This window comes from Gracilibacillus sp. JCM 18860, assembly GCF_055395245.1.
Window position 1 is genome coordinate 127232 of the sequence record NZ_AP043868.1, and the last position, 26985, is coordinate 154216.

The 26985-nt window shown below is 35.8% G+C and carries 29 protein-coding genes; 19 read left to right on the forward strand and 10 right to left on the reverse strand.

The window, feature by feature from the left end:
- Nucleotides 1–259: 259 nt before the first annotated feature.
- Nucleotides 260–451: an aspartyl-phosphate phosphatase Spo0E family protein gene (locus ACZ5R4_RS00680; protein WP_054859587.1), complete on the forward strand. Its 192-nt coding sequence runs from the start codon at nt 260–262 to the stop codon at nt 449–451.
- 81 nt (nt 452–532) lie between these two features.
- Here ACZ5R4_RS00680 and ACZ5R4_RS00685 read toward each other — a convergent pair whose 3' ends face one another.
- Nucleotides 533–1687, reverse strand: coding sequence for an aminotransferase A (locus tag ACZ5R4_RS00685; protein ID WP_109984533.1), 1155 nt, complete (start codon nt 1685–1687; stop codon nt 533–535).
- A 108-nt stretch (nt 1688–1795) separates the two neighbouring features.
- Between ACZ5R4_RS00685 and ACZ5R4_RS00690 the strand changes: the two genes are divergently transcribed.
- The gene (locus tag ACZ5R4_RS00690; RefSeq protein WP_054859586.1) at nt 1796–2113 is read left to right on the forward strand and encodes a hypothetical protein; all 318 of its coding nucleotides are present in this window, start codon (nt 1796–1798) and stop codon (nt 2111–2113) included.
- Nucleotides 2114–2251: 138 nt separating this feature from the next.
- Here the strand turns inward: ACZ5R4_RS00690 and ACZ5R4_RS00695 are convergent, their stop codons facing one another.
- The 3 genes from ACZ5R4_RS00695 to ACZ5R4_RS00705 all read right to left on the reverse strand — a co-directional run bounded on the left by ACZ5R4_RS00695 (nt 2252) and on the right by ACZ5R4_RS00705 (nt 4182).
- Nucleotides 2252–2692 carry a YkyB family protein gene (locus tag ACZ5R4_RS00695; RefSeq protein ID WP_054859702.1) on the reverse strand — a complete coding sequence of 147 codons (441 nt, stop codon included), beginning with the start codon at nt 2690–2692 and terminating at the stop codon, nt 2252–2254.
- Nucleotides 2693–2753: 61 nt separating this feature from the next.
- Complete coding sequence (locus tag ACZ5R4_RS00700) at nt 2754–3326, reverse strand: SCO family protein (protein ID WP_245902314.1); 573 nt, start codon at nt 3324–3326, stop codon at nt 2754–2756.
- Between the two features lies 1 nt (nt 3327).
- Entirely contained in the window at nt 3328–4182 is an 855-nt protein-coding gene (locus ACZ5R4_RS00705; RefSeq protein ID WP_054859584.1) for a metallophosphoesterase, read from the reverse strand.
- 161 nt (nt 4183–4343) lie between these two features.
- Between ACZ5R4_RS00705 and cbpB the strand changes: the two genes are divergently transcribed.
- From cbpB to ACZ5R4_RS00745, 8 genes are all read left to right on the forward strand, one after another.
- Nucleotides 4344–4778: a cyclic-di-AMP-binding protein CbpB gene (gene cbpB, locus ACZ5R4_RS00710; protein WP_054788629.1), complete on the forward strand. Its 435-nt coding sequence runs from the start codon at nt 4344–4346 to the stop codon at nt 4776–4778.
- A gap of 72 nt (nt 4779–4850) precedes the next feature.
- Nucleotides 4851–5570 (forward strand): 2,3,4,5-tetrahydropyridine-2,6-dicarboxylate N-acetyltransferase, encoded by a 720-nt coding sequence (gene dapD, locus ACZ5R4_RS00715; protein WP_181397516.1) that lies wholly within the window; start codon nt 4851–4853, stop codon nt 5568–5570.
- Nucleotides 5571–5649: 79 nt separating this feature from the next.
- On the forward strand, nt 5650–6765 hold the full coding sequence (locus ACZ5R4_RS00720) for an N-acetyldiaminopimelate deacetylase (RefSeq protein ID WP_277678684.1): 1116 nt from the start codon (nt 5650–5652) through the stop codon (nt 6763–6765).
- Between the two features lie 134 nt (nt 6766–6899).
- A complete protein-coding gene (locus ACZ5R4_RS00725; protein ID WP_054788630.1) occupies nt 6900–7442 on the forward strand; it encodes a peroxiredoxin in 543 nt (180 codons plus the stop codon).
- Nucleotides 7443–7584: 142 nt separating this feature from the next.
- Nucleotides 7585–8034, forward strand: a complete 450-nt coding sequence (locus ACZ5R4_RS00730; protein ID WP_054788631.1) for a TlpA family protein disulfide reductase — start codon at nt 7585–7587, stop codon at nt 8032–8034.
- A gap of 178 nt (nt 8035–8212) precedes the next feature.
- Nucleotides 8213–9961, forward strand: a complete 1749-nt coding sequence (locus tag ACZ5R4_RS00735; RefSeq protein WP_109984529.1) for an ABC transporter ATP-binding protein — start codon at nt 8213–8215, stop codon at nt 9959–9961.
- Nucleotides 9962–10005: 44 nt separating this feature from the next.
- Nucleotides 10006–11817 (forward strand): ABC transporter ATP-binding protein, encoded by a 1812-nt coding sequence (locus ACZ5R4_RS00740; protein WP_109984619.1) that lies wholly within the window; start codon nt 10006–10008, stop codon nt 11815–11817.
- A 158-nt stretch (nt 11818–11975) separates the two neighbouring features.
- A complete protein-coding gene (locus ACZ5R4_RS00745; protein ID WP_109984528.1) occupies nt 11976–12647 on the forward strand; it encodes a potassium channel family protein in 672 nt (223 codons plus the stop codon).
- A gap of 111 nt (nt 12648–12758) precedes the next feature.
- Here the strand turns inward: ACZ5R4_RS00745 and rnjA are convergent, their stop codons facing one another.
- Genes rnjA through ACZ5R4_RS00760 form a run of 3 tightly spaced genes read right to left on the reverse strand, consistent with a single transcriptional unit; the run spans nt 12759 to nt 14807 of the window.
- Nucleotides 12759–14426: a ribonuclease J1 gene (gene rnjA / locus ACZ5R4_RS00750; protein ID WP_277678686.1), complete on the reverse strand. Its 1668-nt coding sequence runs from the start codon at nt 14424–14426 to the stop codon at nt 12759–12761.
- A gap of 2 nt (nt 14427–14428) precedes the next feature.
- On the reverse strand, nt 14429–14638 hold the full coding sequence (locus tag ACZ5R4_RS00755; RefSeq protein ID WP_054788632.1) for a DNA-dependent RNA polymerase subunit epsilon: 210 nt from the start codon (nt 14636–14638) through the stop codon (nt 14429–14431).
- 31 nt (nt 14639–14669) lie between these two features.
- Nucleotides 14670–14807 (reverse strand): hypothetical protein, encoded by a 138-nt coding sequence (locus ACZ5R4_RS00760; protein WP_181397514.1) that lies wholly within the window; start codon nt 14805–14807, stop codon nt 14670–14672.
- Between the two features lie 332 nt (nt 14808–15139).
- Between ACZ5R4_RS00760 and ACZ5R4_RS00765 the strand changes: the two genes are divergently transcribed.
- From ACZ5R4_RS00765 to ACZ5R4_RS00780, 4 genes are read left to right on the forward strand one after another with little or no spacing between them, the layout of a single operon-like run.
- Nucleotides 15140–15658, forward strand: a complete 519-nt coding sequence (locus ACZ5R4_RS00765; protein WP_109984526.1) for a PspA/IM30 family protein — start codon at nt 15140–15142, stop codon at nt 15656–15658.
- Nucleotides 15659–15672: 14 nt separating this feature from the next.
- On the forward strand, nt 15673–16701 hold the full coding sequence (locus ACZ5R4_RS00770; protein WP_464367966.1) for a TFIIB-type zinc ribbon-containing protein: 1029 nt from the start codon (nt 15673–15675) through the stop codon (nt 16699–16701).
- Nucleotides 16698–17468: a TPM domain-containing protein gene (locus ACZ5R4_RS00775; RefSeq protein ID WP_109984524.1), complete on the forward strand. Its 771-nt coding sequence runs from the start codon at nt 16698–16700 to the stop codon at nt 17466–17468. Before ACZ5R4_RS00770 ends, ACZ5R4_RS00775 begins: the two co-directional genes overlap by 4 nt.
- A 29-nt stretch (nt 17469–17497) precedes the next feature.
- Nucleotides 17498–18475 (forward strand): SPFH domain-containing protein, encoded by a 978-nt coding sequence (locus ACZ5R4_RS00780; RefSeq protein WP_109984523.1) that lies wholly within the window; start codon nt 17498–17500, stop codon nt 18473–18475.
- A 100-nt stretch (nt 18476–18575) separates the two neighbouring features.
- On the opposite strand, the gene ACZ5R4_RS00785 is transcribed toward ACZ5R4_RS00780, so the two are convergent.
- The 3 genes from ACZ5R4_RS00785 to def all read right to left on the reverse strand — a co-directional run bounded on the left by ACZ5R4_RS00785 (nt 18576) and on the right by def (nt 20841).
- Nucleotides 18576–19301: a cytochrome c oxidase assembly protein gene (locus tag ACZ5R4_RS00785; protein ID WP_464368523.1), complete on the reverse strand. Its 726-nt coding sequence runs from the start codon at nt 19299–19301 to the stop codon at nt 18576–18578.
- Between the two features lie 94 nt (nt 19302–19395).
- On the reverse strand, nt 19396–19884 hold the full coding sequence (locus ACZ5R4_RS00790) for a DUF2243 domain-containing protein (protein ID WP_054859577.1): 489 nt from the start codon (nt 19882–19884) through the stop codon (nt 19396–19398).
- Nucleotides 19885–20286: 402 nt separating this feature from the next.
- A complete protein-coding gene (def, locus tag ACZ5R4_RS00795) occupies nt 20287–20841 on the reverse strand; it encodes a peptide deformylase (protein ID WP_109984521.1) in 555 nt (184 codons plus the stop codon).
- A gap of 193 nt (nt 20842–21034) precedes the next feature.
- Here def and ACZ5R4_RS00800 point away from each other — a divergent pair, with 193 nt between their 5' ends.
- The 5 genes from ACZ5R4_RS00800 (at nt 21035) to lpdA (ending at nt 26983) form a co-directional block, all read left to right on the forward strand.
- Entirely contained in the window at nt 21035–21679 is a 645-nt protein-coding gene (locus ACZ5R4_RS00800) for a YkyA family protein (protein ID WP_109984520.1), read from the forward strand.
- 517 nt (nt 21680–22196) lie between these two features.
- Nucleotides 22197–23279 carry a pyruvate dehydrogenase (acetyl-transferring) E1 component subunit alpha gene (pdhA, locus tag ACZ5R4_RS00805; RefSeq protein WP_109984519.1) on the forward strand — a complete coding sequence of 361 codons (1083 nt, stop codon included), beginning with the start codon at nt 22197–22199 and terminating at the stop codon, nt 23277–23279.
- A gap of 3 nt (nt 23280–23282) precedes the next feature.
- Complete coding sequence (locus tag ACZ5R4_RS00810) at nt 23283–24260, forward strand: alpha-ketoacid dehydrogenase subunit beta (RefSeq protein ID WP_054788638.1); 978 nt, start codon at nt 23283–23285, stop codon at nt 24258–24260.
- A gap of 30 nt (nt 24261–24290) precedes the next feature.
- Nucleotides 24291–25571, forward strand: a complete 1281-nt coding sequence (locus ACZ5R4_RS00815; RefSeq protein WP_109984518.1) for a dihydrolipoamide acetyltransferase family protein — start codon at nt 24291–24293, stop codon at nt 25569–25571.
- 2 nt (nt 25572–25573) lie between these two features.
- Nucleotides 25574–26983 (forward strand): dihydrolipoyl dehydrogenase, encoded by a 1410-nt coding sequence (lpdA, locus tag ACZ5R4_RS00820; RefSeq protein WP_054859572.1) that lies wholly within the window; start codon nt 25574–25576, stop codon nt 26981–26983.
- Nucleotides 26984–26985: the final 2 nt, after the last annotated feature.

The following is a 26985-nucleotide window of genomic DNA, read 5'->3' on the forward strand; positions in this document are numbered from 1 at the left end:
TCGACCGTGTATAATGGTAGAGGAGGTAACTACTTTCTATTTGGGGGAGTAGTTATTTTTTTGTTCCATGATTGAAAAAAATGAAAAATGTCGAAAAAAATGGAAATGTGGATTTTTCTATCATGAATTTTATCCTTCTTTGTCTATTTTTGCGCTTATCTTTACAATTGTTCTAATTTTTGGGATAATCAAAATCGCTTAACGTTTTCTGTAAGGAGCTAAAAAATAATGGATAATGGTTTGGGGGTAACACGGTACTATGTCTAATCAATCCTTAATGTACAAAATTGAAAGACTTAGAAAGCAAATGACCGATGTTGCTCTAAAAAAAGGGATAACAAGCGAGGAATCGTTAGGAATAAGTCAGGAACTTGATCAGTTATTAAATATTTATGAAAGTAAAAAACAAAAGAAAGCTGCAGACGAAAACGACAGGAATGAAAATAAGTGAAAGAAAGGAATCATACCTTGTATAAGGCACATACCTTTCTTTCACTTGTGACTTAATATTTAAGTTCTTTCATTAGCTTTATTAAAAATCTATTAAAAATTGCTCTAATCTATTTAAACCTTTTTTTAGTGTATCCAAATCATAGGCATAGGATAATCTTAAATATCCTTCCCCATATTTTGAAAAGGCACTTCCAGGAACGAGTGCTAATCTCTCTTTTTCCACGAGCTCTAGAGCGATCTCTAATGAAGACTTAGAACTCGATGATAGAGGAATAAAATAATAAAATCCTCCGTCGGGTAAATAAGTAGAGATACCCATTTCCACTAACCTCTTATAGACAAAATCTCTTCTTTCTCGGTATGCATCACGCATAACTTCTGCATCATTTTTGCCATTTGTTAATGCTTCTAAGGCGGCATATTGGCTAACTGATGTTGCGCACGAAACATAGTATTGATGGACCTTTAGGATATGTTGAATTAACCAAGCAGGACCTAAAATATAACCAATACGAAAACCTGTCATGGAATGTGATTTAGATACTCCGTTAATTATAATTGTTTTATCCTTGATTTTCCTACATCTTCCAATCGAGAAATGATCCTTTTCGTAAATTAATTCACTATAGATTTCATCTGCAATAAGGAATATGTCTTTATCATCGAGTAATGAAGCTATAGCCTTCAGTTCTTCTTCAGACAAAGTTACACCAGTAGGATTAGACGGATAGGGTATTAATATTGCTTTTGTTCTGCTAGTGATCATAGGCTCGATCAATTCAGCTGTTAATTTAAACTTACTTTGTCGTGTATCTACATAAACTGCCTTGGCACCATTAAGTGTGATCAACGGTTCATATCCTGGGTAAACTGGTCCAGGCAAGATAACCTCATCTCCTTGATCCAGAATCGTTTTTAGTGTGGCGGCAATCGCTTCTGATGCTCCCACCGTAACTAAAATCTCCTCTTCTGGGTGATAATCAAGTTGATATCTTTCTTTAACATAGTTAGATATTGCAGTTCTGAGAGATAATATTCCCGCATTATGGGTATATGTTGTATGATTACGATGTATGGCCTCTATCGTCATTTTTTTAATATGCTCGGGTGTAGGAAAATCTGGTTGCCCGATTGTCAAAGATACCATATTATCATAGTCATTAACTAGATTAAAAAATTTTCTTATACCTGAGATTTCTATTGACTTTACCTCATTGTTGATTCTATGTTCCATTTCCAAACCTCCATAGATTCGATCATTCCTTATATAAAAATAATAATTTGGAAATAATGCGAATAGTATTGTCTGATATTTTATCATAAATGAAAGAGGAGAGAAAAAATGTGGGAAACTATTTGGAATCAATTTGTTCGTATAAGTGATTTTATTTTTTTAACAATGAGAAAGGAATTATTCATTTTCTTAACTGTATTTTTATTTATTCTCATTATCTATCTAGTTATCAAACCTATTATACGATTATTAATCGCGCTAGAATGGGAATTGTTCCTTTCCTTTTTTATTGCGATTATTCTAAGTGTCTTCATCTTGCAAAGACTTCCAGTTATGATAGAAAAGGAGTACTTGATATATACAATTGTTGCTTTCTCCATCTATATAGCAATTCGCAGAAGTGTGGCTTTACTTAAAAAAGACTAAATATAGGAATTCTTACGTTGTGCCAATTTCTTTAGTGACAAGGTCAACAAAAAGATAGCATCATTAACTCATACACACCTAGGAGTAGGGCTTACTATGCTGGAAAAGATGAGTTTCTGCTGACCAATTACCTTCCTATTATTTCTTATGAAAGAAACGTGAATGGTTGGATATAGGAGAACGATGGAATGCAGAGGTAGGTTTAACCTTATTTTTAGGAATTTTCCTGTTTATATAATGTGCTAAAATATTTTTAGCTTTATTTAAAGAAAGATTCGGTCTTGGATTACGATAGGATTCATCTAGTTTACCTAAATGTTCAAGTTGTTTCATATCCTCCTTGGAAGGAGGTAAGTGAAAGTAGTAATCCCCAACTTTTATAAGCATGACGGAATGTTGTTTACTATTTTTTGGGTTATTCGAAAAATGTAAGCCTACTTTTACGGCTTTTTGTTCCTTTAAAAGCTTATTCATTGTTTCCTTTTTCAGTTGATATAAGAAGGAAGGATCGATCGCAGTTTTCGCATGACGATTAACAACGAAGAGGGCTTGTCCTATCTGCTCAGTATGATTTGTCATCATTAGTTCACTTCCTTTCATCAAGTAAAAAGTAGAAGCACAATGTGCTTCTACCAATACTTTAATTCATTGCTTGGATATCTTCAACTATTTTTTCCATATTCGCAGCCTTGGAACCGTCATATGCTTTTATTGCATTTCCTTCTGGTGTAACAATGTAAAATCTAGTTGTATGCATATATTGATCGTCCTCTAGTTTTTCTAGTGGGGCTTTAAAAGATTTTTTAACAAACTCTTTAATTTCCTCATAAGTATAGCCTGTTAAGAGGTTCCAATTGTCGAAGCTTGCACCTCTTTCTGCTGCATATTGCTTCAACAATTCCGGTGTGTCTACCTCAGGATCAACAGAGAATGATACAAGCTGTGCATCTATATTAGCATCTGCTAGCATTCCTTGTAATCTTACCATATTAGAAGTCATTGGTGGACAGACTGTATTACAATTCGTAAAGATCATACTCGCTACCCAAAATTCTCCTTCTAAATCACTTTTCGAAAATTCTTCCCCATCTTGATTTGTGTAGGTGAAATCCTCTATTTCAAACGAAAAATCTCCTTCATATTTATTCCCACAAGCTGTTAATAATGTGACGAGTGATATAAGCAATAATAATAAACGGTAATTTTTATTCACTTTATTCAACCTTTCTAAGTTCATATAATGTTATTTCTGGCTTGCAAAAAAATCGATAAGGCAATCTGGTTGTTCCGATCCCTCGACTGACAAATAATTGAAGTGGCTTTACACCAATTTGATAACTCCCTTCTACATATTTCTCAGCTAAATAAGGGGTATAAATATAGCCGAAAAATGGTAGTTGTACTTGTCCACCATGGCTATGTCCCGAAATTTGGACATCAACCGGATAGTCCTTTACTCTATCAGCAATGTCTGGTTCGTGTGCCAATAGTATAGTGAAATCTGGATTAGATGATGTTTGTAAGGTTTTATCTAAATCTGGTTTACCAAATATTAAATCATCTAAACCTGCAATCATGATTTTTTCACCATTTCTTTCGATGATATGGTTATTATTTAATAACAATTGAAAATCTGCTTGATCAAACGTTTGTTTCACAATATCTGTACCATAGCCTCCATGATCATGGTTACCATAAACCCAGAACTTTCCGTGTCTAGCGGATAATTGATTTAATATATTTGGTATATCGTTATTCCATTTATAGGTTTGTGGATTGTCCACTAGATCACCAGTAAAGGTAATAATATCAGGATTTAATGCATTTATTTTCTGTACTAATTTTTGTAATTGCTCCACTGTATAATGAAATCCGATATGTGTATCTGAAAATTGTAGTATTTTTAAAGAATCAAAATTGTTTGGGATTTTACTAGATTCTATTGCTATACGATGAACTTCTAACATTTTTGGTTCCATCTCGCGGGCATAATAATAGGTTCCTCCACCCAAACCGAAGATTGATACGATACCTGCGAGTAATCTTTTTATAAAAGTACGACGCTTCATTATAAGATAACCTTTCTCTCACGATATTGGCCTCTATTATAACATGATATAGTGCGATTATCTGCACGGAACGATAAAGTACACATAATTTTTAAATTTATGATAAAATAAACGAGGTGATTATTTCAAACTCCTTCACCAATTACAAAAGGAGTGTCAACATGTCTAGTGTAATAAAGCGCAATCTTGAAGATTTAACGGTCCGTGATTTCATGATACCAGCTGAAAAGGTAGCACATGTACAAATAGGAAACCCTATCGAACACGCTTTATTGGTTTTAGTAGAATCAGGATACTCTTCTGTTCCGGTATTAGATATTGATTATAAATATCGTGGAACAATTGGAAAAACACCTATCTTAAAAAGTGTAATGGGGATAGAACGTTTTGAGATGGAAATACTATCAGAGAAAAAGGTAGAGGATGTTATGCGTAAGGACCAACCGACCATAACAAAAGATACCGATTTTTTAACCTGTTTAAAGGTTGTCATTGATCATGCTTTCGCTTGTGTGGTGGACGAGGGTGGGTATTTCGTTGGCATCATTACACGTCGAGCTATTTTAAAAGAAGTCAATAAATCCATGTATCTTTAGATAACAACCTTGGACATTTATTCAGATTTTTGATAAATTGTGTAAGTAAAATTTTATGAAGGAGTCGGATTTATGAAAATGATGGATGCAAATGAAATAATCTCATTTATTTCAAATAGTAAAAAATCAACACCAGTTAAAGTATATGTGAAAGGAGAAAACTTAAATAAAATTGAAGCTACAGGCGATGTGAAAACCTTTCTAAATGATCAAAATGGTGTAGTATTCGGTGAGTGGAAGGAAGTTCAAGAATTATTAGATACATATAAGAATGATATCACGGATTATGTCATTGAAAATGACCGTAGAAATTCAGCTATTCCGTTATTAGATATGAAAGATATTAATGCAAGAATTGAACCAGGTGCGATTATTCGAGAACAGGTCGAAATTGGTGATGGTGCGGTCATTATGTTCGGTGCTATGATCAATATTGGATCTGTTGTTGGTGAAGGAACTATGATCGATATGAATGCCTGTCTTGGTGGAAGAGCAACTGTAGGAAAGAATTGCCATATTGGTGCAGGTGCAGTCCTTGCTGGAGTTATAGAACCCCCTTCAGCGCAACCTGTCATCATTGAAGACGGTGTTGTAATTGGAGCAAATGCCGTAGTTTTAGAAGGAGTGCGTGTAGGAGCAGGAGCGGTTGTTGCTGCAGGTGCAATTGTGACAAAGGACGTTCCACCGAATACAGTAGTTGCGGGTGTTCCTGCCAAAGTATTAAAAGAAATCGATGATCAAACGAAATCTAAAACAGAAATTATGGAAGCTTTAAGAAAATTAGACGAGTAAGGATAAAAAGGCTGTCTCAGATATGAGTTACAGCCTTTTTATTAGAGAATGTCATTATGGTAGTGAAAGGGGGATATAGATGAATACAGATCAATTACTCCAGGTTAGAAAAGATCTTCATCAAATTCCTGAGTTAGGTTTTCAAGAATTTAAAACACAAGAATATCTATTAAATGTGATTAAAAATATGGATCAATCGAATTTAGAAATTGAACAATGGAAAACAGGGATTTTTGTTCTAGTAAAAGGAAAAAATCCTTCCAGAACGATTGGATATCGAGCTGATATGGATGGGCTACCAATCCAAGAACAAACTGGTTTACCTTATACGTCTATCCACCCAAGTAATATGCATGCATGTGGCCATGATTTGCATATGACAATTGCATTAGGAGTTTTAGATCGATTAGCGCATAATCCAATCGAAGAAAATGTTCTAATTGTTTTTCAACCAGCTGAGGAAGGTCCTGGTGGGGCAGAACCTATCCTTGCCTCAAAACTGCTCGATAAATGGCAATTAGACATGATTTTCGCTCTTCATATTGCTCCAGAGCTTCCAGTAGGAACGATCTCGTGTAGATCTGGAATTCTATTCGCCAATACTAGTGAGTTGTATTTAGATTTCACAGGTAAAGGTGGACATGCTGCATACCCACATCTAACAAAAGACATGATTGTAACAGCAAGTGCTTTTGTTACACAGCTACAGCAAATTATCTCACGAAGGGTCGATCCTCTAGATAGTGGTGTGATAACCATTGGGAAGATGACAGCAGGTTCTGTTCAAAATATTATTGCAGAAACTGCTCGTTTAGAGGGAACAATAAGAACTTTAAAGCCTGAAACAATGAATCAAATAAAAAATCAGCTTGAGCAGTTCATAAAAGGATTTGAGATAAGTGCTGACTGCAAAATAGATGTTGATTATGGGGCAAATTATTATCAGGTTGAAAATACAGACCGGTATGTCAAGCAGTTTTCAAATGTCGTAACATCCCTAGGCTATTCTTACATTGATGCAAATCCAGCTATGACTGGTGAGGATTTCGGATATTTTCTGAAGGAATACCCGGGATTTATGTTTTGGTTAGGCGTGGACTCGGCATATGGATTGCATCATAGTATGCTCAATCCAAAGGAAGGAGCAATAGAAGTAGGGGTAAATTCAGTGGTAGAAATGATTAGAAGTCTTTAAAAGCGATTTATCTCTCACCATTCGTTTATTGTTTCCTTTTCATTGTAACTAGTAGATTAGTTGACTAGTTCATCCAGTTAAATTATAATTTTATTCGTAGAGATATAAGAAAAATGTACGGAGGGATAATTTAAATGGCTGAACGTATGGTAGGAAAGCAAGCACCTCGTTTCGAAATGGAGGCAGTTCTTGCTAACAAAGAGTTTGGGAAAGTATCATTAGAAGAGAATATGAAAAATGACAAGTGGACAGTGTTATTCTTTTATCCAATGGATTTTACTTTTGTATGTCCAACGGAAATAACCGCTTTGTCTGATCGTTATGATGAATTTGAAGATTTAGATGCAGAGGTAATCGGTGTTTCTACTGATACAATACATACACACTTAGCTTGGATTAAGACTGCAAGAGAGGATAATGGTTTAGGAGATCTAAATTATCCACTAGCAGCAGATACAAATCACCAAATTTCAAAGGAATACGGTGTATTAATTGAAGACGAAGGTGTAGCATTAAGAGGTCTTTTCATTATTAGTCCTGAGGGTGAACTTCAATACCAAGTTGTTAATCATAATAATATCGGTCGTGATGTAGATGAAACATTACGAGTTCTACAAGCACTGCAAACTGGTGGACTTTGCCCAGCTAACTGGAAGCCTGGTCAAGAAACATTATAATGTCTAACCAAAAGGTCTAACCATTGTTAGACCTTTGTCTATGTTTAGATAGACATATATAATTATTGCTTTGACTTTTGGACATCGTGCAAAAAACTAAGTAGTATTTTGCCAAAAAGATAAACCTAGGAGGATTTTTAGGATGAAATTAAGAGCTCCAATGCCAGAATTAAATGGCGCGACAGAATGGTTAAATGGTGAGGTGACACGAGAGGACTTAATTGGAAATAAGCCTACTTTAATCCATTTCTGGTCGGTAAGCTGTGGCTTATGTAAAGAAGCAATGCCAAACGTAAATGAATTCCGTGATGAATATAAAGATGAGCTTAACGTCATTGCGGTGCATATGCCAAGATCTGAAAAGGATTTAGACATTGATCAAATTAAAGAAGTAGCAAGTGAACACGATATTACGCAACCAATCTTCGTTGATAATAAACATACATTGACGGATGCATTTGAAAACCAATATGTGCCAGCATATTATGTATTTGATGCTGAGGGAAATTTACGACATTTCCAAGCTGGCGGTGGCGGTATGAAAATGCTTCGCAAACGAGTTAACAGAGTATTGGGAATAACAGAAAAATAAAAAAATGTCCTCCTCTGAGGGCATTTTTTTATTTTTTCTTGCATACGTGACCTTGTCATCCCATGCTAGACAAACCAGCAAAAAAAAATTATTAGAAATTAAGTCGAAAAGGTGGAAATTTATTTCGGATACCGTTATATTTATATTTACGTAAAAAAATAGGGGGTGCAAATCTAAAATGGAAACATTTAAAAAATTGAAGCAATTCTATTGGCCTTTTAAGTCATACTTCTTCTTGTCAGTCATCTTTGTATTAATCGTAACCGCTATCACTGTTGTATACCCAATTATCCTTCAAATAACAATTGATGATGTCGTCACACCGGCTGAATATCAATTGATTCCATATCTTTCCGTTGCTTTTATTGGATTGATGATATTGAAGGGTTTTGCAAACTTTTTTCAACAGTATTTAGGTGATTTGTTTGGCATTAAATCAGTTTATGTGTTAAGGGATGAATTGTACAAAAAATTGCAAAGGCTTTCGTTTACTTACTATGATAATGCGAGAACAGGGGACTTGATGTCACGTTTAACAATGGATGTAGAAGGCTTTCGCTTTTTCCTTGCAGCAGGTTTTAAAGAACTTATTCGTGTTCTATTGTTAATTGTCATTAGTTTAAGTGTCATGTTTTATTATTCGGTTCCATTAGCCGTTGTTACTATGGCGGCAATGCCATTTTTGGCGGTCGTAGTATTTCGTTTTGATCGAAAGGTACATCCCGCTTTTCGTAGCATTAGAAAATCATTAGGTAGGTTAAATACTAGAATTCAAGAAAATGTTAGTGGAATGAATACTGTTAAATCACTTTCAAAGGAAGATTTTGAAATTGATCGGTTTACAACAAATAACACCAACTATCGTGAAGTAAATATTCATACATCTAATATTTGGGCGAGGTACTTTCCGCTAATGGAGTTTATTGGAAATGTTAGTATGGTAGCCTTACTAGTTTATGGTGGTTACTTAGTGATTAATAATCAATTAGCATTAGGGGAGCTTGTCGCCTTCTTTAGTTTAGTAACTTATATACTCGGACCACTTATGCAATTAGGGTTTGTTGTGAATATGTTTTCACAAGCGAAAGCATCTGGGGAGAGGCTACTGGAAATTTTAGAAGCAAAAGAAGATATTATGGATGAAAAGGATCCTGTTCAGCCAAAAGAACTTAAAGGACATGTTACCTTTAAGAATGTCTCATTAACTTATATTGAAGATGATGATGCCGCATTAAAAAATGTTTCTTTTGATGCACCACCTGGAAAGGTAATTGGTCTAATAGGACCAACAGGTGCAGGGAAAACGAGTATTACTCAATTAATGACTAGATTTTATGAACCAGACCAAGGAGAAGTTACTATAGATGGAAAACCTACAAGTAGCTATCCTTTAAAATGGTTAAGAAAGAACATTGGTTTTGTACTCCAAGAGTCATTCTTATTTTCTACAACGATTAAAGCCAATATCGCTTATGGGAATCCTGATGCATCCATGGAAGAAATTATCGCAGCAGCTAAGCGAGCACAAGCACATGATTTTATCATGGAAATGCCTAATGGATATGACACCATGCTAGGAGAAAGAGGTATGGGTCTATCTGGTGGACAGAAGCAACGAATTGCGATAGCACGTGCTATTTTAATTGATCCGAGCATTCTAGTGTTAGATGATGCAACATCAGCAGTAGATATGGAAACTGAATTTCAAATACAAAAAGCATTAAAAGAAGTAATGAAAGATAGAACGACCTTTATTATTGCCCACAGAATTTCTTCTCTAAAACATGCAGACGAAATTCTCGTCTTAGATGAAGGAGAAATAGTGGAGCGAGGAACTCATCATCAGTTAATCCAGCAGAATGGCTCTTACCGCAGAATTTATGATATTCAATACAAAGATAAGGATATTGTAATGGAGTCATTATAGAAAGGGAGGGAGAAAATTTGGCAAAGTCATTGACTGCAAAAGAAATGAAAAAGGATAGTCCACATTTAAAAAGATTCTATTATCCATTAGACCAGGCCGTTGAGAAACCTTTTAATTGGAAGCAAATGCTTCGATTATTACATTATTTGAAGCCATATGTGAAAAATTTACTACCTAGTGCGATCCTTGCGATGCTACTTTCCACGATTGTTCGTTTAATTGTTCCGATTTTGATTGGTAAGGTAGTAATAGATATGGCGATAAAGGATGAGAATGTTAGCTTACTTACTTATTTAATTATTGGGATATCGATTCTCTATTTAATAAGTTATATTGCCAATATGTTTCGCATAAAGTTAGTGAATATCCTTGGTCAAAGAGTGATATATGATCTGCGGAAAAGTTTATTTTCACACGTTCAACGGCTATCTCATAACTTTTTTGATAAACGTTCGGCAGGATCCATCTTAGTTAGAATTCTAAATGATGTTAACTCCTTACAGGAATTGTTTACGAACGGGATAATTAACTTATTAATGGATATTATCATGTTATCAGGAATTATTGTTATACTGTTTGTGTTAAGTCCGAAACTAGCACTGGCAGTTCTCGTCATTCTACCAATTATGTTTCTTATTTCAACAAAACTAAGAAGGACGATTCGTCGTGCTTGGCAGTCTGTTCGTATCCAAAAATCGAGGTTAAACTCCCATTTAAATGAGAGCATGCAGGGCATTCGAATAACACAATCTTTTTCACAAGAAAAGGAAAATACTGAATTTTTTAATGGAGTAAACACGGATAATTATGAAAATGAACGAATAGCGATGAAAAAAAGTGCTTACTTTGGTCCCTTTGTAGAATTGAGTAATGCAATAGGTACGGTAATATTAATTTCCTATGGTGCGCATCTCATCATCACAGGTGATATTGTCGTTGGTACGTTCGTTTCCTTTGCTTTTTATCTAGGTATGTTTTGGGAGCCGATTTCTAGACTTGGCCAGATCTATAACCAGCTTTTAGTAGCAATGGCGTCCTCAGAACGTATTTTTGAATTCTTGGACGAACAACCAAACGTAATGGAAAAGAAACATGCGAAGAAATTTGAAAATATGAAAGGAAACATTGTATTTGATAAAGTTCAATTTTCATATGATCAGGATCGCATAGCTTTACATGAAATTTCACTTGAGATGAAGCAAGGCCAAACAGTTGCACTTGTGGGCCATACAGGTTCGGGTAAATCCACTATTGCCAATCTCATCAGTCGTTTTTATGATCCGACAAAAGGATCAGTGAAAATAGATGGCAACGATCTGAGAGATATGAATTTAACTAGCCTACGCGAAAATATCTCCGTCGTACTCCAGGATACGTTCATTTTTTCTGGTACAATCATGGAGAATATTCGCTTTGGAAGACCTGAAGCGACGGACGAAGAGGTTAAAGAAGCTGCAAAAGTAGTTGGAGCTAATGACTTCATCAAGCGCTTATCTCATGGCTATGAGACAGAGGTAGAAGAAAGAGGGAATATTCTATCTGCTGGAGAGAGACAGCTGCTTTCCTTCGCTCGAGCACTGCTAGCTAACCCGAGAATATTAATCTTAGACGAAGCAACAGCGAGTATTGACACAGAAACCGAGGTCAAAATTCAACTTGCACTTAAAAAATTGCTGGAAGGGCGAACTGCCATTATGATTGCCCATAGGTTATCTACTATTAGAGAAGCTGACAATATTATTGTTTTAGAACACGGAAGAATTCTAGAGCAAGGAAATCATGAACAATTAATGCAAAGCAAAGGGGAATATTACGAATTAGTCAAATCACAATTTGATATGCTTGATGCATTATAATTCAAAAAAGGTGAGCTACATGATGGCTTGCCTTTTTTGCGACTTAGAAAGAAAGAGCGAATGCGAGTTTATCTATTAGAATGTCTAATAAAAAAATGCAATAGAGTTACATGGTATGCTAAAATAACGGATATAAAGATTTTTTTGGAGGATTTGTCATGAAGAGAGAGTTTGCAGTGATCGGGTTAGGTCGATTTGGTGGAAGTATCTGCCGTGAATTAAGTGAAGAAGGTATGGATGTATTAGCAATAGATATCCATGAAGAAAAAATTAATGAATATAAAAATATTGTTGCTCATGCTGTTATCGCGGATACTACAGATGAAAATACGTTAAAAGAATTAGGAATTAGAAATTTTGAGCATGTTATTGTTGCTATTGGCGAGAATATTCAAGCAAGTATTTTGACTACATTGATGTTAAAAGAATTAGGGATAAAAAAAATAACCGTAAAAGCTCAAAATGATTATCACGAGAAAGTATTGAATAAAATAGGGGCAGACCATGTTGTCCATCCTGAACGAGATATGGGAAGAAGAATTGCTCATAATATTATTTCAACCAATATTTTAGACCATCTCGAATTGTCTGATGATCACAGTATTGTGGAAGTAAAGGCAGGAAGTAGAATGCATGGAAAAACCTTGATAGAGTTAGATATACGTGCACAGTTTGGTTGTAACGTTGTTGCCATTAAACAAGCAAATGATAAACAAATTAATGTTTCTCCAATGGCGGACCAAATAATAGATCAGGATGATGTTCTCATCGTAATTGGAGCAGACAAGGATATTTCTAGATTTGAAAAACAATTAGTCCTTGATGAATGATCGTTCTTTTAGCTGGAAACTAATAGAAAGGCACCTTGGGATTTTATACCCAAGGTGCCTTTGCTTTATTCCAGAGGCGATCTAAGAATCACTCCTGATGGAAGTCCCTGTTTATACTTCCATTATAATAGGTAATATCATCGGACGACGTTTTGTTTTGTCATATAGAAATGGTGCGATAGTGTCTGTTATTTCATTCTTGATCTCAGACCATTGCGTTGTTTTACGCTCCATTACTTTATTTAAATGCTTAGAGACAATTTTTTGAGCTTCATTTATGAGATCCTCTGACTCTCGCATGTAAACAAACCCACGAGATATAATGTCAGGACCTGATGCGATCTTGAAATCCTTCATATTGATACTAACAACTACGATAACGAGTCCCTCTTCTGATAAAATTCGTCGATCTCGTAATACAATATTACCGATATCTCCAATACCACTACCATCTACATAAACAGATCCTGATGGAATTTTACCAGCAATACCAGCAGAGTCTTTTCCGAGTGCTAAGACCTCACCATTATCCATGATGAAGCTATTTTTTATAGAGATTCCACAGCTTTCAGCTAATCTCGTGTGTTCTTTAAGCATACGATACTCACCGTGAATTGGTAAAAAGTACTTAGGTTGAATTAAGCGCAGCATAAGCTTTTGCTCTTGTTGGCCACCATGTCCAGATGTGTGAATATCATTCAATTTACCGTGGATGACTTCTGCTCCAGCTCGGTAAAGCTGATTAATAATTTTGCTGACACTAAGTGTATTCCCAGGGATTGGTGAGGAAGAAAATACAACAGTGTCACCAGGTATAATTTGTATTTGGCGATGGGTACCATTTGCAATCCTTGATAATGCTGCCATTGGCTCGCCTTGTGAACCAGTACAAAGAATGGCTACTTCATTTGCTGGTAGTTGATTAATTTGATTTGCATCAATAAACGTATTTTTAGGGGCACGGATATATCCTAATTCTTGTCCGATTTTTATGGCCCCTTCCATACTTCTACCAAAAACGGCGACTTTTCGGTTATTCTTGACAGCAGCTTCTACCATTTGTTGTAAACGATGAATGTTAGAGGCAAAGGTTGCAAATATTAATCTGCCATCAATTCTTGAGAAGATATCATTTATACTATCCCCGACTACTCTTTCTGATAGTGTAAAATCTGGTACCTCACTGTTCGTACTATCCGACAAGAGACATAGTACGCCTTCTTTCCCGATTTCAGCCATCTTTGTTAAGTTAGCTGGTTCTCCAACAGGAGTAAAGTCAAACTTAAAGTCTCCCGTATGAACAATATTTCCAGGAGGTGTTTTTACTACAATGCCATAGGAATCTGGAATGCTGTGTGTTGTTCTAAAAAATGATACAGCTGTTTTTCTAAATTTGATAATGTCTTCTTCTTGAAAGGTGTGTAATTTAGCCCTTCTGAGTAATCCGTGTTCATCCAATTTGTTCTTAATTAATCCAATTGCTAATTTCCCTGCATAAATAGGAACATTAATTTCTCTTAGTAGATAGGGGATGCCACCAATATGATCTTCATGACCATGTGTAATAAACAGCCCTTTAATCTTATCTTGGTTTTGCACAAGATATGTGTAATCCGGTATGACATAATCAATCCCTAATAACTCGTCTTCAGGAAATTTAATCCCTGCATCAATGAGAATGATTTCATCTTGAAATTGCACACCATACGTGTTTTTACCAATTTCACCAAGACCACCAAGTGCAAAAACTGCAGTTTGATCATTCTTAACAAACTTCATTTTTAGGCATTCTCCAACTGGAAGAATTCTGATTGTTGTTCATATGCAAGGTGTTCATCATCTAATAATTGGATAAATTCGATGTTGTAATTTCTTTCTTTTATTAACGTACGTACTTCACGTTCATTGTTTGCACGTACGTATATACTTTTCGTATTCTCGCGTACGGGTATTTCACTTGCGTTCTCTTGATATAGTACTTTATATACCATTTTATCTCTCCTTCAACTTTACATACTTGTATTATTTTTCTTTCGAATCCATAGTTCGTTTAAGCTTTGTATCAAATTTAGAACGTTGCATTGTAGTTGGTACACGTCTTCTCAAGACATCTCGCCATCGTTTTTTTAGTTTTTCCTTCAAACGTTTAAGCATAGTCACTTCCAACTCCTTCCTAATTGATTAGAAAAGAAAAGCAAGTACTCAATGAACCGATCCAATCCCTATTACTTATTAGTATAGTATGATTTCAGTTATTTTGAAACAAAAAAGCTAAAATCTCTAAAAATAATTTTGTGATATGGTTCAAAATAGGGTGTAATAAGTGGCGTTGCATAGTGGTCATTATTAGCATTTACAAACAAAAATATAACTATGCAAAACTTTTGGAAGAATTATGCTAAAAGCAGCTGTCAGGAATTTCTGAAAAATGAAACAAATTTCTATCTTTTTCGTATATACTAGAGATAGTACTGCAGAGAGGTGAAAGAGGTATGGGGATCTTTAAAAGAATTGGCACTATTTTAAAAAGTAATATCCATTCCGATAAGAATAAGATGATCGAGGTTCAAAAAGATATGGATCAATTAATACGTGAGCTAAAAGCCAAAGTAGAGACTGCTCAAGTCCAGTTAGGCAGAACAGAACAACAAGTATTGGAGCTTGAGAAAGACATTGCTAAATTTACTCGCTATGAACAAAAGGCAACAGATGCTTCGATGGAGGCTTCCTTCCGTATGCAAAAAGAGACTGCCAAAAGCAAACTTGACCACCTGCTGATAGAGCGAACAGAATTACAGCAAAAGCATGATAACTTATTAAAAGCTTTCCAGGGACTTCAATATCGCCAGAGTGAAAGTATGCAATACTTAAAGACATTGAGTACGGAAGCACAGACAAAGAAAAAAATAGCTGATTTATCTAATGAAATGCAAAGTTATGAAAACCAAGTGAGAAGAGAGCTAGCAGAAGCAGAAGCATTGCTTGAATTACGAAAGGATACAAATTATTAGAGGGGATGAAAGGGATGCTAGTACATTATAAATGTCCTAGTTGTGGCTCAGATATGGCATTTGACAGTGAAACAGGCCATTTGAGCTGTGACAGCTGTGGAAGAGAAGAGCATGTTGATACATATGATGATATTTATATAGAAAGATCGTTCGAGGAAGATGAAGCCAAAGAGTACCAGTGTGAAAACTGTGGTGCAGTTGTATTAACAGACAAGGATACTACGGCAACCTCCTGCAGCTTCTGTGGTGCTGGGGTAGTGCTTGCAGACAGGTTGTCAGGGGATTTAGCACCTGTTAAAGTTATACCGTTTACTATAAGTAAGGAAGAGGCAATGGAGGCTTTTAGAAAATGGTGTAAAAACGGAAGATTAACCCCAAAAGGTTTTATGACTGCAGATCGAGTGAAAGGCATCACTGGTATGTATGTTCCATTTTGGATGTATGATTTAGACAATGATGTTGAGGTAAAGGCGACTGCAACAAAAGTTAATACTTATACGCGTGGAGAATATCGCTATACAGAAACCCATTATTACAGGGTAGAACGAGATATTGATGTTAGCTATCTAAAGGTAACAGTTGATGCTTCTGAAAAATTAGATGATACTTTAATGGATAAGCTGGAACCTTATCATTACGAGGAATTAAAAGCATTTAAAACACCTTATTTAGCTGGATATTTAGCTGAAAAATATAATTACACAGATAAAGAATTATTTGGTAGAGTTAAAGATAAAATAAAAACATTTATAGACTCCTATATTTCCTCAACCATTACAGGATATTCTTCTGTTGATTACCACCAGAAAAATATTCGCACAACGCAAAGAAATAGTTACTATGTATTGTTGCCAGTTTGGATGGTTTACTATGATTTTGATAAACAAGAGCATACATTTGCAATGAATGGTCAAACAGGTAAAATTGTTGGTAAACCACCACTTAGCTATCAAAAGGCCGCGATCTGGTTTGCAAGTATTGCTGGCGGATCATTTGTCGTTTTAAAAACGATTGCGTTACTGTTAGGTGGTGATCTAATATGAGAATAAGTAAAAAAGGTCTAATATCTATTCTGTTTTTAATACTGTTCTCCTTTTTAACAATTCCTGTCAGTGCGGAAGAACAGTATATTTATGATGAAGCAGATCTATTTAATGCTGATGAACAAGAGGAATTGGAGAAGCTTGCGAAACAATACAGTGAAGAAAATGAGTTATCATTCCTTGTTTTAACAGAGAATGATCTTGGTGGAAGAGACGTAGTACAATACACAGAGGATTTCTATGATGAAAATGCACCAGGATATGATAAAAAACATGGAAATACGGTTATTCTTACTATCGATATGAACAAAAGTGAGGTTTACTTATCTGGCTTTGGAGATAAACAGAAATATCTTTCTGATTCGAGATTAGATGAAATAAGAGAAAAAATTACGCCATATCTTAGTGCAGACAACTTCTTAGAAGCAACCAAGCAATTTTTTAGTGAGGTGCCAGTTTACCTTGGAGTAAATCCGATCATTAGTCCTGATAGTATTTTTCTAAAAACTTGGTTTCAGTTATTGCTTGCTGTTTTAATTGGAGCAGTTATTGTAGGTGCAATGATCTTTAATATGGGTGGTCGTGTTACAGTGAAGCATGAAACCTATGTCGATCCGAAAAACTCTCGAGTGGTAAACAGGAAAGATGTATATTTGCGAAAAACAGTTTCTAAGACGAAAATCCAGAAAAACAATAGCAGTGGTAATGGTGGTGGAGGGGTGACTAGTGGTGGTCACTCTCATACAGGAAGTCGTGGAGGCTTTTAATAGAACAATAGAAAGGAAAGGTGTTATACATGTTTGATTTTTTTAAGGGGCAACTTTCAGATGTCATTGAATGGAATGAATTCCGTGAGGATATGATTTTTTGGAAATGGAATAATGATGAAGTAAAAAAAGGAAGTAAACTGATTATTCGTCCTGGTCAGGATGCCATCTTTTTTGATCAAGGGAAAATTGAAGGTGTCTTCAAGGACGAAGGAGAATATGAAATCGAATCCGAAATTGTTCCTTTTCTGTCTACATTAAAAGGCTTCAAATTTGGTTTTAATAGTGGCATGCGTGTAGAGGTGCTTTTTGTTAATACAAAAGAGTTTACGGTGAAGTGGGGAACGAAAAGTGCAATAAATATTCCAACACAGCAATTACCTGGCGGAATGCCAATTAGAGCGAACGGAACATTTCAATTCAAAGTAACTGACTATGTCAAATTAATCGATAATATAGCTGGAGTAAAAGATAATTATCTAGTGGAGGACATTCGTCTAAGAATAACTAGTATTCTAGATCAGTTATTAATGAAGTGGATTACAAAAGAAGGAAAAGATATGTTTAACCTGCAAGCTAATTCCTTTGAAATAGGCAAAGGAATTCAAGAAGATTTAGATATGCAAATAAATAGTGATGGATTTGAAATTACTCGTTTTACTATTATGAGCTTTAATTATCCAAAAGAAATTCAAGATATGATTACTAAATCTGCATCTCATAGTATGATTGGTGATATGAATCGTTATAAAGAGGTAGCCTTCACTGATGCGATTTCAGAAGGTAAATCAGAAGGTGGTAATACTGCAACAGACATGGCAGGTATGATGATGGGGATGAACATGGCACAGGAAATGGTCAAAGGGATGAATCAAAATAATTCAAGCACACCACAATCATCTCCCGCTAATAATGGAAATAACGCGATCCCTAATTTTTGCCCCAATTGTGGTAATAAAACAAGTGGCATGAATTTCTGCGGTAATTGTGGCCATAAATTGGCATAATCGAAGAAACATACATTTATAACAGGCTCTCCTTATGGTGGACAGATTGAAAAATAAAATCTGTACCTACCTTAGGGAGAGTTTTTTGAATCGAAAAAAGTTAATATGAAATGAAACAATTACTGAATATAGCTAGTCTAGTTCGAGGTCGGGTTGCTCTAAACCACTGTAAACAGAGGATGAAGATAATAACAATGTCGATGATATCCCCTCCATAATACATGACCATGCCCCCAAGTTCTGCTTGATTTATAGTTACATGGTTAGGTGGATGTGCATAGATGTATTTTGATAGAATACCGTGTCCAGTTAAGGCAACACATAATACAATCGCGCGATACAAAAAAGGAACACGATGGGGCATTGGATCGATATAGATCATGGATATTGTAAATAAATAGCCAGCTAAGAAAACATGGACATGCACTATTAGGTGCAATAGAAAATAATCATGCATAAGCGAGTATAGACTAGTAGTATATAACAACCAGAGTCCTCCTATATTCAGAACGGAAGCAATAATCGGGTTGGTAAGCATTCGCGAGAGTCTACTCCTTAGCATTTTGGAAAGTCTTCTTGCTATGGGAACCGTGAGTGTTCTTAGCATAAGTGTCATCGGTGCAGCAAGCGCCATCAGCAATGGGGCAAGCATGCCTAAAAACAAGTGACCAAACATGTGGGCTGTAAAATCTACAAGTGCACGGTTAGCTAAAGGGCCTGCAACGGAAATAATTGCGAAAAGAACGCCAAATATCCAACAAACAGTGCGATATAACGGCCAACGCTTGTGACGCCGGTTGGAGACTATGACAGCCAAGATATACATAACCAAAGTTAAAACAAACGGTAGCGCCAATAATATTTGAGGTATCAACTGCTCTTGAGTAAAGAAGTAAGCTCCATCGATATGAAGAATGTAGTTATTGAGGTTCATCTGAAACCTCCTTCGCCTGTTGTTTATTACTTTTAATGAGACTGAGTCCTATTACGATCATTACAACAGCTAGCACATTCCATATCAGGTCATAGATGATGACATTCTCCACATAACGAATCTGATGTATCCGCATCAATTTGTGTTGAATAATGCCATCATATAACTGGAACCCACCTGCTCCGATCAATACTCCTCCCCACCACTTAGTGATCCATAGTCCGTTCCGCCTTCGAAGATCAGCATAGATAAACAAGCCACCAATAGTCGCAAACCAACTAAAAGCATGAAAAAAACCGTCGGAAATCAGTCCAATATCGGTTGTGGATTTGTCATAAAAGTGATGCCACCGTAATAGTTGATGAAAAATTGTTTCATCTAAAAAAGCCACAATACCGATTCCAAATAAAATTCCAGCCCACAGGTTACGATTTGAGTAATAAAACCGATTGTCGTTTTCGTTTTTAATAGCCATTTTATACTCCTTTATTACTTTATTATCTTATATAAGTGTTTCCTCTTTCTACAACCTGTAAACAACTGATAAATAGGATCGACCCAATTATTTTTGCTGTACTATAGAGCTTCCGAATGGCTAAATAGTAATTGTCATAAATAGAAACTAGTGAGCAAGGTATACTTGGATTAGAATGGCAATGGAGAGATTTTGAAGAATATTTGTTCTAATAAAGAAATAAACGATTTGAAGGAATTATCTTTTTAAATACTGAATGGGTTATATAGAAGGTTATAACAGAGGGGATAAAAAGAAAACGTTTGGTTAAAAGGGGAGGGGGTTAACCACTCCCCATCAAAGAACCTTTTTTAACAAGCTTTTAAATGCTCGTAGTAAGAGCTTTAAGTGATAGCTATTACCTTATTGGTCACATGCTATAGTATTATCTGGAATGAAGAATGGATCGCCTTTATTAATGTGATCATAGAACATCACTCCATTCAAATGATCAAGCTCATGTTGAAACACAATTGCAGCATAGCCTTTTAGTTTTAATTTAACTTCATTTCCATTTAAGTCAGTTGCTTTTAATGTGATCTTTTGATAACGAGGCACATAACCTGGTACTTCTCTATCAACTGATAGACATCCTTCACCATTGGATAAATAGGTCTTTGCTACAGAATGGCTGACGATTTTAGGATTAAATAAACCATAGCTATATTCAGCTCCATCGAAATCCTGAAAATGGACAGCAAACATTCTTTTAGAAATTCCGATTTGTGGTGCTGCAAGCCCCACTCCTGGACGTAAATCATATTTTTTTGCTAATTCTTCATCTTGGCTATTTTTTAAGAATTCAAGCATGGATTCCAAGATATTCTTTTCTTCTGCTGTTGGAGGAAGCTCTACATCGGATGCTACTTTTCTGAGGATGGGATCTCCCTCGCGTATAATATCCTTCATTGTTATCAATTATAACACCTCTTTACATTTCATCTTATCCTATATAATACATAATGTCAGGAAAAAAATATAGAAAAACAAACAGTAATCACTTGTGATTTCAATAAATAATCACCAGAAAGTAATTTTTTTGGAAACTATTTATGTTATAATAATATAGTTGTAATTAGAGGAGAAGAATTGTTAAAAGGAGTTTTAGTAGATGAAAAAAATATCATTTTTATTCATTTTGGCTGCATGTATACTTGTTGCTTGTAGTGGGGATTCAGTTGCGAATAAAATGTATGAGCATTTGGAAAAATCAGTAGAATTAGAGCAGCCTTTTGCAGAACAACAAGAATCGTTTGCAGATTTAGAAGAGAAAGAACAAGAAGTTTATAATCAAATCATTGAACTTTCCTCAGACCAGATGGACGAAATTACAGACTTAAGTGAGCAGGCAATTACGAATATTAATGAAAGAAGAGAGCTATTAAAAAAAGAAAAAGAAAGCATTGATGCAGGAGAAAAGGAATTCTCTAAAGCAAAAGAATTGGTCAAGGATTTAGAGGATGACCTTCAAGGAACGGCAGAGAAAATGGTGAAAGCTATGGAGGAAAGATATGCTAGCTATGGAAATTTAAATAAAGCTTATCAATCCTCATTAGATGAAGATCAGAAGCTATATGAACTATTTACAAAGGAAGAATTGACCGAAGAGGAATTGCGAAGCCAAATAGATAAAGTAAATCAAACGTATGAAGAAGTAATTCAATTAAATGAAACCTTTAATAAACAGACAGATACATATAATGAATTAAAAAAGCAATTTTATGAAGAAACTGAAATGAATGTTGTGTATGAATAAGCCTTCGAGTTAACTCGAAGGTTTTTTTGCACATTTTGGAATTTTTAAATTCAGTAGAGAAAAATTTTGCCGAAGCTATGATTTATACTCCAAAGTATTGAAAAAATATGATGTTTTTTAGTGCAGCAATGTAAGCGGATACTAAAAAATTGCTTATATCGCCTTTATTTTGCACGAATAAAATAGTACAGATATAATTTAATAATGAAACAGTTTTAAAAAAGTGAGATACTTTTTTCTGTTAACGAAACATAGAAAAACACAAAAAAATTATATTAATTGTTGCAAAGTGTTTGACCATCTTCGTTCAATAGGCTAAACTATACATGAATAAAAATTGTACCAATTTGATTTTTTAAATCATATGTAACAGATGTTCTTGACCCAAAATTGATTAGTAGTAACGATAGCGGGTAAAGCAATAATGATGACTTTGGTACAGATTTTTTAATCTTTTGGGAAAGCTATTTTTGATAAATTACATTTTGGGGTTATAGAAAGGAAGAGGTGAATCTTTTTGAAGCGTACAGTCGAAAATATCGAAGAACAATTTGAAACGTTTCAAATTCTGAATGAAGAAGGTAAAGTTGTTAACGAAGATGCAATGCCTGATTTATCAGATGAAGAATTAAAAGAACTTATGTATCGAATGGTTTACACTAGAATCCTTGATCAACGTTCTATTGCGTTGAATCGTCAAGGTCGTTTAGGCTTCTACGCACCTACTGCTGGACAAGAAGCATCACAATTAGGTACCCAATTCGCTCTTGAAAAAGAGGATTTTATATTGCCAGGATATCGTGACGTACCACAATTAATTTGGCATGGGCTGCCACTCTATCAAGCATTTTTATTCTCTCGTGGACACTATCATGGTAATCAAATGCCTGAAGGTGTTAATGCATTAAGTCCACAAATCATTATTGGTGCACAGTATACACAAGCTGCAGGTGTAGCAATAGGAATGAAAAAACGTGGAGCAAAATCAGTTGCAATAACTTATACGGGTGATGGTGGTACATCACAAGGTGATTTCTACGAAGGAATTAATTTTGCCGGGGCTTATCAAGCACCAGCGATTTTTGTTGTACAAAATAACCGTTTTGCAATTTCTGTGCCTGTCGAAAAACAATCCGCTGCTAAGACATTAGCTCAAAAAGCAGTTGCAGCTGGCATTGATGGTATTCAAGTTGACGGAATGGACGTTCTAGCTGTTTATGCTGCTACGAAAGAAGCTAGAGAACGTGCGGTAAACGGTGAAGGCCCAACATTGATAGAGACTTTAACTTATCGCTATGGTCCACACACAATGGCTGGGGATGATCCAACACGCTATCGTACGGAAGATATGGACAACGAATGGGAGAAGAAGGATCCAATCGTTCGTTTCCGTAAGTTCCTTGAGGAAAAAGGATTATGGTCAGAAGAGGAAGAAAACAAAGTAATTGAAAAAGCAAAAGAAGAAATCAAAGCTGCGATTAAGAAAACAGATGAACAGCCTAAACAAAAGGTATCTGATTTAATCAATAATATGTACGAAGAGCTTCCAGCACACTTGCAGGAACAATTAGAAGAATATGAAGCAAAGGAGTCGAAGTAAACGATGGCTCAAATGACAATGATTCAAGCAATTACTGATGCTTTACGAGTTGAACTTAAAAATGATGAAAATGTATTAGTGTTTGGAGAAGATGTTGGTCAAAACGGTGGGGTTTTCCGTGCTACAGAAGGTCTACAAAAAGAATTTGGCGAAGAACGTGTATTTGATACACCACTTGCAGAATCAGGAATTGCCGGAATTTCGATTGGTTTAGCAACACAAGGCTACCGTCCTGTTCCTGAAATTCAATTCTTCGGCTTTGTTTATGAAGCAATGGATGCTATCAATGGCCAAATGGCACGTTTGCGTTATCGTTCTGGAAATACGATGAATGCTCCTATTACGATTCGTTCACCATTTGGTGGTGGGGTTCATACACCTGAGCTTCATGCGGATTCTCTTGAAGGCTTGGTAGCACAACAACCTGGTTTAAAAGTTGTCATACCATCTTCACCATATGATGCGAAAGGTTTATTAATTTCTTCTATTAGAGATAATGACCCAGTAGTATTCTTGGAACACATGAAGTTATATCGTTCCTTCCGTGAAGAAGTGCCTGAGGAAGATTATACAATCGAATTAGGAAAAGCTCAGGTGAAACGCGAAGGTACTGACGTAACATTAGTTGCATATGGAGCAATGGTTCATTCTGCATTGAAAGCAGCAGAAGAACTAGAAAAAGACGGAATTCAAGCGGAAGTTATCGATTTACGCACAGTCATGCCAATCGATTTTGAAACAATTGTGCAATCCGTCGAGAAAACAAACCGTATGGTAATGGTGCAAGAAGCACAAAGACAAGCAGGATTAGCGTCCTATATTGTATCAAATGTACAAGAACGTGCAATCCTACATTTAGAAGCTCCGATTTTGACAGTAGCTGCACCAGATACTGTATATGCTTTTACACAAGCAGAAGAAGTATGGCTTCCAAATTATAATGATATTATCGAAAAAGCAAACAAAGTCATCAATTTCTAATGAATTAATACTGGACGGGAGGTCAATAGAATGGCTTTTGAATTTAAATTACCTGATATTGGAGAAGGTATCCATGAAGGTGAGATCGTAAAATGGTTTGTTAAAGCTGGCGAAGAAATTAAAGAAGATGATGTGCTATGTGAAGTGCAAAATGACAAAGCCGTTGTCGAAATTCCATCACCAGTGGACGGCACCGTGAAGGAAGTACATTTTGAAGAAGGATCTGTCGCTACAGTTGGTGAAACAATTATTACTATTGATGCAGAAGGCTATGAGGGTGAAGAAGGTTCTGCTGAAGAATCAAAACCAGATGAACCAAAAGAGGAAAAGCCTGAGCAACAAGAGGAAAAGAAAGAAGAATCACCAGATACTGAAGCGTCTAGTAAGGATCCAAATAATCGAGTAATTGCAATGCCATCTGTGCGAAAATATGCACGTGATAACAATGTTAACATTGCAGAAGTTTCTGGAACAGGCAAAAATAATCGTGTTTTAAAAGAAGACATTGACGCCTTCATTAATGGTGATCAAAAAGCAGAAGCATCTGCAGATCAACCAAAAGAGGAAGCAAAAGCAACAACAACACCAGCTGCTAAGCCTGAAGGTGAATATCCAGAAACACGTGAGAAAATGAGTGGAATTCGTAAAGCAATTGCTAATGCGATGGTTAATTCTAAGCACAAAGCTCCACATGTTACATTACATGATGAAGTTGATGTTACAGCACTTGTTGCTCACCGCAAAAAATTCAAGCCTGTTGCAGCAGAGCAAGAAATTAAGTTAACTTACTTACCATACGTAGTAAAAGCCTTAGTTTCTGCATTATCTAAATACCCAATCTTAAATGCTTCCATTGATGATGACACTGATGAGATTGTGCAAAAGCATTATTACAATATTGGAATTGCTGCAGATACAGAGAAAGGTTTACTAGTACCAGTTGTTAAGAATGCTGATGCTAAATCTATCTTCAGTATTTCTAAAGAAATCAATGAGCTCGCAGTTAAAGCAAGAGAAGGAAAACTTGCTCCAAATGAAATGAAGGGTGCTTCTTGTACTATTTCTAATATCGGTTCTGCAGGTGGACAGTGGTTTACTCCAGTAATTAACTATCCAGAAGCTGCCATTCTCGGAATAGGTCGTATAGCAGAGAAGCCTGTTGTAAGAGACGGCGAAATTGTTGTTGCACCTGTTTTAGCATTATCATTAAGCTTTGATCATCGAATCGTTGATGGTGCAACAGCACAATTAGCATTAAATCAAATTAAACGTTTACTTGAAGACCCACAATTAATTATGATGGAGGGGTAATAATGGTTGTTGGAGATTTCCCAATTGAACTAGATACGTTAGTAGTTGGAGCGGGACCAGGAGGATACGTTGCAGCAATTCGTGCAGCACAAACTGGTCAAAAGGTTACTGTAGTAGAAAAAGGCAATGTTGGTGGAGTTTGTCTAAATGTAGGCTGTATCCCATCCAAAGCGCTAATCCAAGCAGGACACCGTGCTGAATATGCTCAAGGTGATGAAACAATGGGCATCAAAACAGAGAATGTTTCCGTTGATTTTTCCAAAGTACAAGAATGGAAAGGCTCTGTTGTTAAAAAATTAACTGGTGGAGTGGAATCACTTCTTAAAGGTAACAAGGTAGACATTGTAAAAGGTGAAGTGTACTTTGTTGATAAAAATACAGCAAAGGTAATGGATGACAAAAATTCTCAAACTTATACCTTCAAAAACTGCATTATTGCAACAGGTTCTACACCAATTGAATTACCAACATTCAAGTTCTCTGATCGTGTGCTAGATTCTACTGGAGCATTGAATTTAAAAGAAGTACCGAAAAAATTAGTCGTTATTGGTGGCGGATATGTAGGTACCGAATTAGGTTCAGCTTATGCAAGCTTTGGAACAGAAGTAACCATTATTGAAGGTTTAAAAGATATCTTAAATGGTTTTGAAAAGCAAATGAGTGCACTTGTGAAGAAGAAATTGAAGAAAAAAGGTGCAACAATTATTACAAGTGCCACAGCTAAAGGGGTAGAAGAAACCGATAATGGTGTGAAAGTTACTTATGAAGCAAAAGGAAAAGAAGAAACAATTGAAGCAGATTATGTATTAGTAACCGTTGGACGTCGCCCTAACACAGCTGAAATAGGCCTTGAACAAGTTGGAATTGAAATGACTGAAAAAGGACTTATTAAAATCGATAAGCAATGTCGCACAAATGTAGAAAATATTTATGCAATTGGTGATATTGTGGAAGGTCCACCGCTTGCGCATAAAGCTTCTTATGAAGGTAAAATTGCTGCGGAAGCCATTGCTGGTGAAAATGCAGAAATTGACTACAATGCGATTCCTGCTGTTGTATTCTCTGATCCAGAATTAGCATCAGTTGGCTATACAGAGGAAGAAGCAAAAGAAGCAGGTTATGATGTGGTAGCATCTAAATTCCCATTTGCAGCAAATGGTCGAGCACTCTCGTTAAATGCTGGGGATGGTTTTATGAAGCTAATCACTCGTAAAGAGGATGGTTTAATCATCGGTGGTCAAATTGCAGGTCCAAATGCTAGTGATATGGTTTCTGAAATTGGTCTAGCAATTGAGGCAGGCATGACAGCTGAAGATTTAGCTTTAACCATTCATGCTCACCCAACACTAGGTGAAATTACGATGGAAGCTGCTGAAGTAGCAATTGGTTCACCAATTCATATCGTAAAATAAAT

What these genes read in the sequence shown, in the direction of transcription:
- ACZ5R4_RS00680 (WP_054859587.1), top strand. Translation starts at nt 260, where the DNA reads ATGTCTAATCAATCCTTAATGTACAAAATTGAAAGACTTAGAAAGCAA.
- ACZ5R4_RS00685 (WP_109984533.1), bottom strand. Translation starts at nt 1,687, where the DNA reads ATGGAACATAGAATCAACAATGAGGTAAAGTCAATAGAAATCTCAGGT.
- ACZ5R4_RS00690 (WP_054859586.1), top strand. Translation starts at nt 1,796, where the DNA reads ATGTGGGAAACTATTTGGAATCAATTTGTTCGTATAAGTGATTTTATT.
- ACZ5R4_RS00695 (WP_054859702.1), bottom strand. Translation starts at nt 2,692, where the DNA reads ATGACAAATCATACTGAGCAGATAGGACAAGCCCTCTTCGTTGTTAAT.
- ACZ5R4_RS00705 (WP_054859584.1), bottom strand. Translation starts at nt 4,182, where the DNA reads ATGAAGCGTCGTACTTTTATAAAAAGATTACTCGCAGGTATCGTATCA.
- cbpB (WP_054788629.1), top strand. Translation starts at nt 4,344, where the DNA reads ATGTCTAGTGTAATAAAGCGCAATCTTGAAGATTTAACGGTCCGTGAT.
- dapD (WP_181397516.1), top strand. Translation starts at nt 4,851, where the DNA reads ATGAAAATGATGGATGCAAATGAAATAATCTCATTTATTTCAAATAGT.
- ACZ5R4_RS00720 (WP_277678684.1), top strand. Translation starts at nt 5,650, where the DNA reads ATGAATACAGATCAATTACTCCAGGTTAGAAAAGATCTTCATCAAATT.
- ACZ5R4_RS00725 (WP_054788630.1), top strand. Translation starts at nt 6,900, where the DNA reads ATGGCTGAACGTATGGTAGGAAAGCAAGCACCTCGTTTCGAAATGGAG.
- ACZ5R4_RS00730 (WP_054788631.1), top strand. Translation starts at nt 7,585, where the DNA reads ATGAAATTAAGAGCTCCAATGCCAGAATTAAATGGCGCGACAGAATGG.
- ACZ5R4_RS00735 (WP_109984529.1), top strand. Translation starts at nt 8,213, where the DNA reads ATGGAAACATTTAAAAAATTGAAGCAATTCTATTGGCCTTTTAAGTCA.
- ACZ5R4_RS00740 (WP_109984619.1), top strand. Translation starts at nt 10,006, where the DNA reads ATGAAAAAGGATAGTCCACATTTAAAAAGATTCTATTATCCATTAGAC.
- ACZ5R4_RS00745 (WP_109984528.1), top strand. Translation starts at nt 11,976, where the DNA reads ATGAAGAGAGAGTTTGCAGTGATCGGGTTAGGTCGATTTGGTGGAAGT.
- rnjA (WP_277678686.1), bottom strand. Translation starts at nt 14,426, where the DNA reads ATGAAGTTTGTTAAGAATGATCAAACTGCAGTTTTTGCACTTGGTGGT.
- ACZ5R4_RS00755 (WP_054788632.1), bottom strand. Translation starts at nt 14,638, where the DNA reads ATGGTATATAAAGTACTATATCAAGAGAACGCAAGTGAAATACCCGTA.
- ACZ5R4_RS00765 (WP_109984526.1), top strand. Translation starts at nt 15,140, where the DNA reads ATGGGGATCTTTAAAAGAATTGGCACTATTTTAAAAAGTAATATCCAT.
- ACZ5R4_RS00770 (WP_464367966.1), top strand. Translation starts at nt 15,673, where the DNA reads ATGCTAGTACATTATAAATGTCCTAGTTGTGGCTCAGATATGGCATTT.
- ACZ5R4_RS00775 (WP_109984524.1), top strand. Translation starts at nt 16,698, where the DNA reads ATGAGAATAAGTAAAAAAGGTCTAATATCTATTCTGTTTTTAATACTG.
- ACZ5R4_RS00780 (WP_109984523.1), top strand. Translation starts at nt 17,498, where the DNA reads ATGTTTGATTTTTTTAAGGGGCAACTTTCAGATGTCATTGAATGGAAT.
- ACZ5R4_RS00785 (WP_464368523.1), bottom strand. Translation starts at nt 19,301, where the DNA reads ATGTATATCTTGGCTGTCATAGTCTCCAACCGGCGTCACAAGCGTTGG.
- ACZ5R4_RS00790 (WP_054859577.1), bottom strand. Translation starts at nt 19,884, where the DNA reads ATGGCTATTAAAAACGAAAACGACAATCGGTTTTATTACTCAAATCGT.
- ACZ5R4_RS00800 (WP_109984520.1), top strand. Translation starts at nt 21,035, where the DNA reads ATGAAAAAAATATCATTTTTATTCATTTTGGCTGCATGTATACTTGTT.
- ACZ5R4_RS00810 (WP_054788638.1), top strand. Translation starts at nt 23,283, where the DNA reads ATGGCTCAAATGACAATGATTCAAGCAATTACTGATGCTTTACGAGTT.
- ACZ5R4_RS00815 (WP_109984518.1), top strand. Translation starts at nt 24,291, where the DNA reads ATGGCTTTTGAATTTAAATTACCTGATATTGGAGAAGGTATCCATGAA.
- lpdA (WP_054859572.1), top strand. Translation starts at nt 25,574, where the DNA reads ATGGTTGTTGGAGATTTCCCAATTGAACTAGATACGTTAGTAGTTGGA.